This window comes from Colwellia sp. 1_MG-2023 (assembly GCF_030546755.1).
GTDB lineage: Bacteria > Pseudomonadota > Gammaproteobacteria > Enterobacterales > Alteromonadaceae > Thalassotalea_H.
This window is the reverse complement of record NZ_JAUOPE010000003.1, coordinates 58,744-70,564: the sequence shown is the minus strand read 5'-3', so window position 1 is coordinate 70,564 and position 11,821 is coordinate 58,744. Positions and strand designations below refer to the sequence as shown.

Sequence of the window (11,821 nt, the reverse complement as noted above, 5' to 3'; positions counted from 1 at the left end):
TTATCGCCCTTTACCAAATAATACGATTTCAACGGTTCGAATTAAAATAAGCAAATCAAGCATAAAGCTTCGATGCTTAATGTAATAAAGATCATATTTTAATTTTTCTAACGAGTCTTCTTCCGTTGATCCATAAGGGTATTTAAGCTGCGCCCATCCTGTTAAGCCCGGTTTAACGTTATGTCGCTCGTTATAATAAGGAATGGTTTTTATTAATTGCTGCACAAATTGCGGACGTTCAGGACGTGGACCAACAAATCCCATATCGCCGCGCATCACATTATAAATTTGGGGTAATTCATCAACACGATATTTACGAATGAACTTACCTATTTTTGTTGTTCGGTCATCATTTTCCGAAGCCATCTGCGCGCCATTTTTTTCAGCATCAATGCGCATACTTCTAAATTTATAAATATTAAATGCTTGACCATCAAGCCCCACCCTTTCTTGTAAATAAAAAATAGGCGCTTTTAATCCTTCATCTAATTTTATAAGAATGGCGGTAATTAACATCACCGGCCAGGTAATTAAAAATAAGAAGAAAGCAATACAGGCATTAAACACCCAATCTAACGTGTTTCGCAGATGATTAGATGAAGCGAAGCCATTTGAATAAATCACCCAACTTGGGTAAATCAAATTAACGGCAATTTGCCCTGTTTCTCTTTCAATAAAATCTAAAATTTCAGTGATTTCAACGCCACGAATTTTACAGGCAAATAATTCATCAACAGGTAAATTGTTACGGCGTTCATCACTGGCAACCACAATTTCATCAATATCATGCTCTAACGCATAATTTACCAAAGAGCCGTCTATCTCAATTTTATTTTCATTAACAATGCCATTATCTGCATCACCTTCCATCACAATAAAACCATGCATAATGAAACCTTGTCTATCAACGCCACGTCTCATGCGTTTTTCAATAATAGAGGCTCGATCACCAGCACCTAATACCAACACCTTTCTTTTGTTTAAGCCAAAAACATCTAACTTCAAGGTAAAATATCGGAAAATACTTAAGAGGAAGAAACTCGTCAGTCCCGCAGAGGCAAGCAATTCAATGGGTAAGGAATTAATAGTATAAAAAGGATTGATCAATGAAACGATGAAGAAACCGATAGCAACCGCCATCAATATTCGTCTAATTAAACCTCGGTAACTTTCTCGAAGCTTAGAATTATATAAGCCGAGAGCCAATGATGATAATTGAATTATCAAAGCAAACACAAATGAATATACAAAGAGAATATTGGAAGGTATTACCGTATGTTCAATGAGGCCTAAAAAGCTATTACCGTAAAAGACAATAAAAAAAGCACTGACTAAAAGTAACAATTCGATAATAACTAATGACTTACTTCCTGAAGACAAGTCACGAAATTTTGGGCTAGACATAAAAAGTGTAGATTCCCTTACAAACGATCACAAATAAACAAAAATAATAATTACTGAGAGATGTTAATTATTAAAGCTGAGCAAACCGCAAAAATGCGCCGATAAATAGTAACAAACATAATATTTTTTTAACAGTAATTAAATTAAGTGCATCAATTAGAAAAATCTAATAGAATCTATTCGTTTATTAAATATTTAAGTCAATAACAACTGAAGGTTGAAGCCATGGAAAACCACTTAATTAATAAAGTCAGAATCACTATTTCTTTAGTTTTAATGTACATTTTAGCTGGTTGTAGTACTCCAACACTTCCACCGGCAACAATACACCAATCAAACACAGTAGATATAAATAGCTATAAATATCTTATAGGTGCGGGAGATACATTAAATATTTTTGTTTGGCGTAACCCTGAAGTATCAGGCACTTTTGTCGTAAGACCAGACGGCATGATTACTACCTCATTAGTTGAAGATATCCAAGTATCTGGTAAAACGCCCACAGAATTAGCAAGAGCCATCGAAGAAATATTATCAACCTATTTAAGAGATCCAGTGGTTACTGTTACGGTTAATAGTTTCGTTGGACCTTTTAGTGAGCAAATACGAGTGGTTGGTGAAGCAGCACAGCCAAGATCAATTAATTATACTCAAAACATGACCTTGCTTGATGTCATGATTCAAGTAGGCGGCTTAACAGAATTTGCCAATGGTAATGGTGCTATTTTAGTTAGAATTGAAAACGGCGAACAAAAACAGTATGAAGTTTACATCGACGATTTAATTCGCAACGGTGAAATAAATGCAAATGTTGATATGTTACCTGGCGATATTATCGTTATTCCTGAAACGTGGTTTTAAGGCTAAAAATGTATAATTGTTTAACCTGTTATAGAGGTCAGGAATGCAAGATTTAATTGAACAAGTAATCGATTACTTAAAAGCTATATGGATAAAGCGCCGCTATATCATCATAATGAGTTGGTTAATATGTCCAATAGGTTGGTACGCTATATCACAAATGGATGACGTATATGAAGCAAATGCTCGAGTATTTGCTGATACGCAATCTATTTTAGGACCTTTATTAAAGGGGCTTACGGTTGAACAAAATTCAGAAAGTCAAATAACGACTATGGTCAATACGCTACTCAATAGAACCAATTTAGAGCGTATTACTCGTATGACAGATTTAGATGTTCATGCAACTACACCTGCGCAATATGAAGCGCTAATTTCTCGATTACGAAATAATATAATTATTAACAGAACCTCTCGTAAAGATAATATCTTTATTATTTCGTTTGAAGATCACGACCCAGAAGTCGCAAGAGCCGTTGTTAATTCAGTGCTGACTGTTTTTATCGAAAATACGCTCGGCGATAATAGAACAGATGCCGACAGTGCTCAAAAATTTCTACTTTCACAAATCAGAGAATATGAAAACCGTTTAACAACCGATGAAGCTCGCTTAACTGAATTCAAACAAAAATATCGTGATGTTCTGCCTAATGAATCTGGTGGTTACTATAATCAATTGCAAAAAGAAAAGGCAAATCTGAGCCAAGCACAGTTAGAATTAGAGGAAGTCGAAAATAGTATTGCTCAATCCCAAAAACAGCTAAATTTAAGTGCACAAAATGCACAGAACGGCAGTGATATTATTAGTGAAAACTCCACTGTTTCTTCTTCTTTTGATGAACGTATTAAAGTACTTGAAGCAAACTTAGATAGTTTATTATTACGATTTACAGAAAAACATCCTGATGTTACGGAAGCTCAACGTTTGTTAGCGAGTTTATATGATTCAAGAAAAGCGGAATTAGACGCTTACTATGAATCGCTAAGTAAGAATAACGATGGTAGTGGTAATAATTTAAGTGCTTTAAATTCTAACCCTGTTTATCAAGAAATGAGAATAAGAGTTAACGAACTGAATGCTCAAGCTGCCTCTTTAAGAGTTAGAGTGAGTAATTACAGTAAACGAGTAGAGTTATTAGAAAATAAAATTCATATCATCCCAGAAATTGAAGCTGAACTAACGGCACTTAATAGAGGGTACAATATTACTAAAGCAAAATATGAAGCACTCTTAAGTAGAAATGAAACCGCTCAAATTGCTCAACAAGCTGATAAAAACACATCAAATATAAACTTTCGGGTGATTGACCCTCCTAGAACACCGACAGCACCAATAGGGCCGAAAAGATTGCTACTTACTTTAGGAGTTACTTTCTTAGGTTTTGGTGCGGGCATAGGTTTATCTTTATTGATTAGCCAAATAAACCCGGTTGTCACGTCTAGAAACCAAGTAACTAAAGAAACGGGCATTCCTGTTTTTGGGGTAATTTCTGCCACTGAAAATCTTGGTTTGCAGCAATGGCATAAAAGAAAAAGACTAATTTTTATTATTTCAAATACACTTCTAATTACTTTACTTGTTTGTTTTATCGTATATTCAAATAATCCTGAAAAGTTTTTAGCGCCATTTAAAGGAATGCTTTAATTATGAGTACTATTGAAAAAGCATTAGCTAAACAGAAAGTAAGCCAAGACAAATCTAATCAAGTAGAAAATGAAATAGCGGCAACTCAGTCTAACAACGCTGAAACTAGCAGTGTAGAAGCTACGAAAGTTGTAACCTCTGGTTTAGATCGTACCCTCATTATAGATAAGGAAAGCTTAGCTGAACGTGGTTATTTAATTAACAATGGTGAACGAAAAAATATCAAAGATGAGTTTCGCCAAATTAAACGAAAATTACTCAATAATGCCTTTGGCGCTGCAGCAAAAACGCTGTCTAATCCAAATTTAATCATGGTAAGTAGTGCCAAGCCAAATGAAGGTAAAACGTTCGTTTCTATTAATTTGGCGTTAAGTATTGCTTTAGAGCAAGATAAAACCGTACTACTTATCGATTCAGATGTATTAAGACCTAGCTTAAATAGAGAGTTAGGAATTGATGAGCCTGATGGTTTAATTGAATATTTATTAGATTCAGAAAAACAAGTTAGCGATATTATGTACGATACAAATATCGAAAAGCTAAAGTTAATTCCAGCTGGGAAGCCTCACCATTTATCGAATGAATTATTGGCCAGTGAAAAAATGGCGAAGTTAGCCTTTGAATTAGCGAATCGCTATCCAGATCGTGTTGTTATTTTTGATAGCCCTCCGCTGATTGGTGTGACTGAAACCTTAGTATTAGCAAATTTAGTAGGCCAAGCACTAGTGGTGGTTGAAGAGTCTAAAACGACTATTGATAGCATCAAGACGGCAACCGAACCATTGAGTGAAGATTTAGCCATTGGTATTGTGTTAAATAAAGCAATAAAATCTCATGAGGACTTGTATGGCTATTATGGCTATGGATACGGCGAAAAAGACTAAAATAGCAACTTTTTGCATTGCCTCAGTTTTTTCACATGTTGTGAGTGCTGGCGAATGGCAGTTCAACCCAAGTTTATTATTGGACGAGACTTTTTCTGACAACATCGAACTAACAGATACTGATAAAGTCTCCAGTCTGGTAAGCCAAACAGGTATAAATTTAAGTACATCATATGAGTCACAACTTTTAACGTTTGATTTTCATTCTAATAGTGTTTACGCCACTTATTCTCATGACCATGATTTAGATGATGATTACCATACACTAGGTAGCAATTTCGCACTGAAAATGGGCGAGCAAGGTTTAGCTTTAGTTGGTAGTGCAAAAGTTGAGAACCAAGTTCAAAATGAAGCACAAAACTCATTAGCAAATATTATATTTTCTGACACTATACGCAAAGAGTCCTACTCGAGTGGATTTACTTATAATGTAAATAATAGTGATTTCCTAATAAATTCTTCTTTAATGTATAGCTTAATAGAAGTAGAAGATGGTATTGGTAATCAAAAAGGTTTTTATTCTTCTGTACTAATGAAGAATGGCAGACAAGCTAAAATCGTATTTTGGGATATTGACGGAAATTATTATGACCTTAAAAATGGTGATAGTACGAGCAGACTCTATCGAGGAGAGGTCAAGTTAGGGTTGATTACCGACTGGAAAATTAATCCTTTTTTAAGGTATTACGATGAAGACAATAAAGGCTCACTCAATCGAGGTCAATCGACAGAGTCCAACTCATACGGTATAGGGGTAAGATGGAATATTTCTCCACGCTTACAATTCGATATCTCTTATAACAACCCTATTGGCAATACTTTAGATCTTGATGGAAAAGAACAAGAGAAATATATTGCTGCAAATATTGATTGGCAACCGACGACTAGAACCACGGTAAAAGCAAATCTTTCACAACGTTTTTACGGTGATAGTTATGGATTAAGTCTCTCTCACGCCAATAAACGTCTTTCAAATAGCATTAGTTACCAAGAAACTGTTGAAAGCTTTTCGCGAAATAATTACAACGTTATTCCTTTAGGGAGCTTTTTTTGTCCTAGAGGTGATACCATAGATTTAAATAATTGTTTCAGCTCTGATAATACTGAAATCAATTTTGACAATTTTGACCTGATTAATTTAGTTGATTACGAATTGGTTGAAGGTAGTTCCTACACTTTAAATAAATCGTTATCTTGGAGTACTGTCTTAACGTTACCTAGGACAACGTTTAACTTTAGCGTAACTTCATTAAACATAGAAAACTTAGATACGAATATAGCCGATCAAAGAGACACTTTAGGATTTGATATCACGAGAAAAGTCAGTGGTCGTTCTAATCTGAATTTGAATGTTACCTATAATTACAACCAATTTAGCATTGAAACTGAAACTTATAGACAAGATAGATATAGAGCTATTTCAATTGGTTATCAAAAATCATTAAGCAGTAAACTTCACTTAAATTTTGGCTTAGCGCATTTAAATCGAAGCTCGCAAGCACGAGAATTTAATTACGAAGAAGGTCGAGTGACCTTCAAAATTACAAAAGATTTTTAATTATGTATGAAAATTATTATGGTTTTACGGAAAAGCCATTTCAACTAAGCCCAGATCCGCGCTTCTTTTTCGCTTCTGATCATCATCAGCGCGCGCTTTCTTATCTTCAATATGGCTTAGATCAAGGTGAAGGATTTATCGTTATAACTGGCCCAATTGGTACTGGTAAAACTACGATCGCCCGTAATTTGTTAAGTCAATTAGGTGATGAAAGTATTGTTGCAGCCCAGTTGGTAACAACCAAACTTGACCCTCAAGAATTGTTAGCGCTGGTTGTTTCTGAATTTAATATTGAATCTAAAGGCGACAGCAAAGCTGACTTATTACAAGCTATTGAAAAATTCCTTATTCAGCTGAATCAACAAGGTAAACGTGCTTTATTAATTGTCGATGAAGCACAAAACTTACCGTCTGAAACCGTTGAAGAATTACGCATGTTGTCTAATTTTCAATTAGAAAACAAACCGTTGATTCAAAGTTTTTTACTTGGCCAAGAAGAATTAAAGCCGATTATTCAAGCACCGAATATGGAGCAATTTAGGCAACGTATAATCGCTTCTGCTCATTTAAAACCACTGAGTGTCGCGGAAGTAAAAGAATATATTATTCACCGTATACACCAAGCAGGTTGTGACAAAGATGAACTGTTTTCAGAAAATGCCTTTGAGCTTATTCACGAAAAAACCTTAGGTGTACCACGTAAAATCAATATCTTTGTTGACCGCTTATTATTATTTGGTTTTTTAGAAGAATTAGATGTTATCAATTCAGAAACTATTATGACAGTTGCTGAAGAAATGGAAATTGAATTAACAGGCTCTTTAAATTCTTCAGAATTAGCCAGTCAAGAGCCTAGTAAAACGAATCAACAAGTGGTGGTTAATTCAACCGAGAATGTTGAACACATCAAAGAAGTCTTAAGAGACGTCGAAGAAATTCTTGAATCTTCCATTAAGCAAAAAGTAAAAATGGCTCGTTATGTTGATAAATTATTGAAACATAAAAGTAAGCTATACGCTGAAGAACAGATCGAAAAATAACATTGCGCTGTTAATGTTGATTTGAAAATATTTAGGGTTATATAAAAGATAGGTTTGATAGCAAGTCATAAATCCTATTTTTCAATATGGTGTGTAAAATTTCATTTAAGCGAATCAAATTCTAACATACAGCACTAACATTGCTTTTCATAAAATAATAATAATACTGAAATCACCGCCAACTGGAGCTATATATGACCATAAGTTTGACACCAAAAAAAATCTTAACAATCTTTCTCAGTATTATTGCTATATTGCTATGCGCTAATATTCTAGGCTTAGTTTCTAGGTTTGTTTTTGATCACGATTATGTTTTTGGCATCATTGGTTTATTCGATTTTAATACTGAAAAAAACATTCCAACATTTTACTCTTCTATTGCTTTAATTATCGCTAGTTTATTATTGCTCTTTATTACTAGTATTCAAAAAAATGAAAACTTACCTTTTATCTTATGGGGAATTTTATCGTTTATCTTTTTATTTTTATCTATTGATGAAATATCTTCTATTCACGAAAAGTTAAATACTCCGATTAAAAACACAGTAGATGCCACAGGGTTGTTTTATTTTGCCTGGGTTATTCCTTATGGTTTAGCTTTAATTGCCTTTGCAGTTTCATACCTTAAGTTTTTATTAGTACTACCAAAAAGGATTATGTGGTTATTTATTTTATCGGGTAGTACGTTTGTGTTAGGTGCAATAGGGTTTGAAATGCTCGGTGGTTGGCAAGCGGAGCAAAATGGAAATAGAGGACTTTTATACGCAATATTTTATACTTTCGAAGAACTTTTAGAGATGCTTGGAGTAGCTTTATTTATTTATACACTGTTAGAATATATTTTAATTAAGAAAAAATCATTAAACATATCATTAACTTCTGCCACTAAAGAAGTTTAATAATTCCACAAACTCCTTAGTATATTTAGTTATTATTTAACAGAACAAAGAATTTTTACTTCCTTGTTCTGTTAATGGTTTTTAATACTCTTGTTTAATCTTTTTCTGAATTAATCGCCAAGCCATATTTTTCAATCAAGGTGTAAAGTGTCGGTCTGGTGATGCCGAGTAAATTTGAACATTTGGACATATTACCTTCTGACAAGGCATAGGCTTTTTGAATAGCAATAGATTCCGCTTGTTCTCGTACTTGACGCAGGTTTAAATTAAGCTCTAAGTTATTATCTTCATGATCAAAAAAACCTAAATCCATCGCAGTTACTTGCGTGCCCGTAGACATGATTACAGAGCTTTTCACTTTGTTTTGTAACTCACGTATATTACCAGGCCATTTATGCGCCTTAATTGCACATAAGCCATCTTCAGAGAAGCTTTTAACATTGCTTTTATATTCAAGCGCATAGCGCTGTAAAAAGAATTGCGCCAAAATAAGCACATCTTCTTCTCGTTCTCTTAACGGCGGTATATTTAAGGTAATTTCACTAACTCGATAAAATAAGTCTTCACGAAATTCTTTATTGGCGACCATTTCTTCAAGATTTTGATTAGTCGCACAAACCACTCGAACATCCACTTCAATTTCTTGTCTACCCCCTAAACGCTCAATTTTTTTCTCTTGAAGAAAACGCAATAATTTAGCTTGTAGGTTAAATGGCATATCTCCAATTTCATCAAGAAATAACGTTCCACCTTCGGCGCATTCAATTTTACCTTTTGTCGTGCGAACCGCACCAGTAAAAGCGCCTTTTTCAAAGCCGAATAACTCACTTTCTAACAATGTTTCCGGAATTGACGCACAATTAATGGCGATAAAAGGTTTTTTACTACGATCACTGGCAATATGTATCGCATTGGCGGTCACTTCTTTACCGGTACCACTTTCTCCTAATAACAAGGCGGTTATTTGAGTAGGCGCAATGCGTTTTACCATCATACGACAACGCTCTATCGTTTCACTGTTACCGATAATGCCAATATCATTTCCACCAACTGTACGCATTTGACGGTTTTCTTGTTCGATAGCCGCAACACTAAACGCTCGAGCAACAATAACGTTAATCACTTCTGAATCAATTGGCTTTTGGTAAAAGTCGTAAGCGCCTAAAGAAATAGCTTTTAAGGCATTGGTTCGATCATCATTACCGGTGATAACAATGACTTTAGTATGAGGAGATATTTTCAGAATTTCTTCAAGTGCGGCTAAGCCTTCAGAGGCATTGGCTGAGTCAGGTGGTAAACCTAAATCTAAAGTCACCACTTTAGGCTCATGGCGACGAACGGCAGCAATTGCACTTTCTCTGTCTGCTGCTAAAACGGCCTCATAATCAGATAAACTCCATTTTAATTGTTTTTGGATACCTTTATCGTCATCTACAATGAGTAACTTTTCCATTAATTTAAAATCCTTTCATACATTATTATTGATACTGAGGTTTTATCGGTAAACGGATATCAAATATAGAGCCATGCTCTTCTCTACTTGTCACTTTAATAGTTCCGGCAATACTTTCAATAAATTGTTTTGCTTCGTAAACGCCAATGCCCATACCAGCATTACCTTTTGTCGTGTCAAAAGGTTTAAATAAGCGGGTTTTAATAAATTCAGCAGACATACCACTGCCGTTATCTTCTATGGTAACTTGAATGATATCAGCATTGGCAAGCACATTTACTTTAACCCATCCGTCTTCATTTGTCGCTTCTTGTGCATTTTGAATAAGATGGTTTAGCACAGAATACAAAGTATCTTTATCAACTTCGATTAAACAAGGTTGTAGTTTTTCAATTTGCACTTTAGGTTTAATTACATTTCGCTGCTCAACAACTTTATTTACTAACTCAGCAATGTCTGTTTCTTTTTTCTTTGATTGCGCGACTTGTTTATTTCGCAATTGTGTTAATACTTTAGCTAATCTGTCTGTCGCGGATTCTACGGTTTCAAAAACATCATCAATAAACTCTGGGTTATCGCGATGTTTTTCAGCATTAGTGGTAATTAAAGCAAGTTGCGCTTGCACATTTTTTAAATCGTGAACTAGAAACGCCGACATCCGATTAAACGCATCAAACTGTTTTGATTCAGCCAGTTCGTCGTTCGCTTCATGTAATGAGATAAAATTACCTAACTGTTTTGATACGGCAAAAAGCAAATCTCTATCTTCCCAGTTAAGCTGTTTTTTTTCTGTAATATCACCAACAACAAATAAGCCGTAAAACGCTTTACCGATAAAAATAGGCACTATAGTTTCAATATTAAAGCTACGACATAAATCAATATCTAAATTAAGTTCTGGATACATTGAAGGTGTTAATTCATATTCATCAACATCAATAATCCAACCCTTATTTTGACAAAATTGACTAATCAAGGTTAGTTGCAAATCAAACGCTTCAGATAAAGCTAAGCTTTTAGAGTATTTTACGTCAAACTGCATTTCACTGCGTTTTTTAATGATGGCTCCACCCGTTGCACCGAGTTTTGACATCATAATTTGTGTCGCCATTTGATAATAACTTTCAGCACTAGTGGTTTCTATTTTTTCGATTAAATCTAACCATTCATCGCGGTATTCATATCGATTTGCAAAAAAGTTTTTTGCTATAAACACTTTCAATTTTTTACGTAAAGTGTCTGTAATTAATAAGGTAACTAATACAATACCGCTAAAAATTAAAAAGCCTATACTGACAAAACTGCCCCACTCACCACCAATATAATTAATGACATAACCTGCAAGTGCCATCACCAATAAGTAAATGCCTGCAATCATTAAGATGGAGCTATAAAAAACCACTTGGCGTGATACAAAAATTCGCACAGAGCCGTTTTTCACACGACGTGTGCTAATTAACAATAATGGCACAATGGCGAGTGCGATAAAGCCCCTGCTGTACCAAAAGTTGAAGTCTATACCGCCCACCATTGTCGCTTGAGCGTAAAGTACAAAGTCAAAAATTGACACACTAGCTAGCGCAATAATTAAAGGCCAAATAGCCCAACGAATTTGATCATCGGCACTTCGATAAAGCTGCTCAATTAACACCAAAATCCAAAGATTTAAAACGATGAACAGTAAAAATAAATATTCATAAGAGAAATTTAAAAAGTAAGTAGCTACCCAGCAAGAAACCATCAACAGTGTACTGATCACAACATATTGACGAATATGATAATTTGAAAACAGCTTCCGCACGGATGTTAGTTCTGTATTACAGATAAGCACCATGACCGACCAGCAAGCTATTTTAAAGCCGTCGGCTAGCATTACCCATTGTAAACTAAAGCCCATTTTGATTTGTAGAAATGATAAACCGCTAGCAAATGTGGTACTTAATGCTGAAACTATGGTCCATTTTGCTAAAACTGATTTATTTCTTGCCGCTACTATCAATAAGGTAAAAACAAGGTAAGCAATAAAACTTAAAGAAAAGCCAATTTGTCCTACAAATTCCATAAGTGCTTACTTCCC

Annotated in this window: 9 protein-coding genes; 6 read left to right on the top strand and 3 right to left on the bottom strand. The window is 34.7% G+C overall.

Annotated elements, in window-relative coordinates; all coding sequences use genetic code 11:
* On the bottom strand, window positions 1-1,404 hold the full coding sequence (locus Q4493_RS04165) for a TIGR03013 family XrtA/PEP-CTERM system glycosyltransferase (protein WP_303449632.1): 1,404 nt from the start codon (window positions 1,402-1,404) through the stop codon (window positions 1-3).
* Between the two features lie 225 nt (window positions 1,405-1,629).
* On the opposite strand from Q4493_RS04165, the gene Q4493_RS04160 reads away from it, so the two are divergent.
* From Q4493_RS04160 to Q4493_RS04135, 6 genes are all read left to right on the top strand, one after another.
* A complete protein-coding gene (locus Q4493_RS04160; RefSeq protein WP_303449631.1) occupies window positions 1,630-2,265 on the top strand; it encodes an XrtA/PEP-CTERM system exopolysaccharide export protein in 636 nt (211 codons plus the stop codon).
* Between the two features lie 43 nt (window positions 2,266-2,308).
* Entirely contained in the window at window positions 2,309-3,910 is a 1,602-nt protein-coding gene (locus tag Q4493_RS04155) for an XrtA system polysaccharide chain length determinant (protein ID WP_303449630.1), read from the top strand.
* A 2-nt stretch (window positions 3,911-3,912) separates the two neighbouring features.
* The gene (locus Q4493_RS04150) at window positions 3,913-4,794 is read left to right on the top strand and encodes an XrtA-associated tyrosine autokinase (RefSeq protein WP_303449629.1); all 882 of its coding nucleotides are present in this window, start codon (window positions 3,913-3,915) and stop codon (window positions 4,792-4,794) included.
* Window positions 4,757-6,352 carry a TIGR03016 family PEP-CTERM system-associated outer membrane protein gene (locus Q4493_RS04145; protein ID WP_303449628.1) on the top strand — a complete coding sequence of 532 codons (1,596 nt, stop codon included), beginning with the start codon at window positions 4,757-4,759 and terminating at the stop codon, window positions 6,350-6,352. The genes Q4493_RS04150 and Q4493_RS04145 overlap by 38 nt, the downstream gene beginning before the upstream one ends.
* 2 nt (window positions 6,353-6,354) lie before the next feature.
* Window positions 6,355-7,392, top strand: coding sequence for an XrtA/PEP-CTERM system-associated ATPase (locus Q4493_RS04140; RefSeq protein WP_303449627.1), 1,038 nt, complete (start codon window positions 6,355-6,357; stop codon window positions 7,390-7,392).
* Window positions 7,393-7,598: 206 nt separating this feature from the next.
* Entirely contained in the window at window positions 7,599-8,291 is a 693-nt protein-coding gene (locus Q4493_RS04135; protein WP_303449626.1) for a hypothetical protein, read from the top strand.
* Between the two features lie 94 nt (window positions 8,292-8,385).
* Here Q4493_RS04135 and prsR read toward each other — a convergent pair whose 3' ends face one another.
* Together prsR and prsK are read right to left on the bottom strand one after the other, a co-directional pair.
* The gene (gene prsR / locus Q4493_RS04130) at window positions 8,386-9,744 is read right to left on the bottom strand and encodes a PEP-CTERM-box response regulator transcription factor (protein ID WP_303449625.1); all 1,359 of its coding nucleotides are present in this window, start codon (window positions 9,742-9,744) and stop codon (window positions 8,386-8,388) included.
* Window positions 9,745-9,769: 25 nt separating this feature from the next.
* Window positions 9,770-11,806, bottom strand: a complete 2,037-nt coding sequence (gene prsK / locus Q4493_RS04125) for an XrtA/PEP-CTERM system histidine kinase PrsK (RefSeq protein ID WP_303449624.1) — start codon at window positions 11,804-11,806, stop codon at window positions 9,770-9,772.
* Between the last annotated feature and the right edge of the window lie 15 nt (window positions 11,807-11,821).

Excerpts from the sequence above, each read along its gene's own strand:
- Q4493_RS04165 (WP_303449632.1), bottom strand. The coding sequence starts at position 1,404 with ATGTCTAGCCCAAAATTTCGTGACTTGTCTTCAGGAAGTAAGTCATTA.
- Q4493_RS04140 (WP_303449627.1), top strand. The coding sequence starts at position 6,355 with ATGTATGAAAATTATTATGGTTTTACGGAAAAGCCATTTCAACTAAGC.
- Q4493_RS04155 (WP_303449630.1), top strand. The coding sequence starts at position 2,309 with ATGCAAGATTTAATTGAACAAGTAATCGATTACTTAAAAGCTATATGG.
- prsK (WP_303449624.1), bottom strand. The coding sequence starts at position 11,806 with ATGGAATTTGTAGGACAAATTGGCTTTTCTTTAAGTTTTATTGCTTAC.
- prsR (WP_303449625.1), bottom strand. The coding sequence starts at position 9,744 with ATGGAAAAGTTACTCATTGTAGATGACGATAAAGGTATCCAAAAACAA.
- Q4493_RS04150 (WP_303449629.1), top strand. The coding sequence starts at position 3,913 with ATGAGTACTATTGAAAAAGCATTAGCTAAACAGAAAGTAAGCCAAGAC.
- Q4493_RS04160 (WP_303449631.1), top strand. The coding sequence starts at position 1,630 with ATGGAAAACCACTTAATTAATAAAGTCAGAATCACTATTTCTTTAGTT.
- Q4493_RS04145 (WP_303449628.1), top strand. The coding sequence starts at position 4,757 with ATGGCTATTATGGCTATGGATACGGCGAAAAAGACTAAAATAGCAACT.